Consider the following 529-nt stretch of genomic DNA (forward strand, 5'->3'; position numbering starts at 1 on the left):
TTAACGATGGGGAGGACGCTTTGGTGATCGCTTTTGTAAAGCTTTTTGCTTTTGCTGACGTTTTCTTTCATCCTCAAAATGCGTTAGTAAAGCGCGTTCCTGTTTCGTTTTATTGGTCACACCAAAGGTGTCATTGTCCATAAACTGCTGATATCCTGCTATCATTAAATTGCTTAAGAATGAGCCACTTTTTGGAGGTTGTGTAAAATAGATCCCTTTTGAATCTTGCAATTTATACCGGAAACCTGCTTTTTTCATGCACTCATAAACTGAGGCAAATTCACTCGCATACGAATTCATATCGTCAGGAGAAGCATAAACCGGTTTCCAACCACATTTTGACAAGGATTGTTGGATCATCGCTTTATCGACACCTGGTTTTTCCCATAATGCTAAAGTTGATGGAGGAGGTTGGTTAACACATCCAGCTGTAGTTAAGAGAGCTATGCAGCTCAATAGTTTTAAGATTTTTTTCATTTTCCCCTCTTTCAATGGATTTATTTACAATAAAAAGGCTCTAAAGCCTGTT

At 38.4% G+C, this 529-nt stretch carries 1 protein-coding gene; it reads right to left on the reverse strand.

The window, feature by feature from the left end; all coding sequences use genetic code 11:
- Positions 1-477 (reverse strand): hypothetical protein, encoded by a 477-nt coding sequence (locus tag ACFINA_RS09790; protein ID WP_375607640.1) that lies wholly within the window; start codon positions 475-477, stop codon positions 1-3.
- Positions 478-529: the final 52 nt, after the last annotated feature.

Source organism: Bartonella sp. AC10YNML, assembly GCF_042196825.1.
GTDB lineage: Bacteria > Pseudomonadota > Alphaproteobacteria > Rhizobiales > Rhizobiaceae > Bartonella.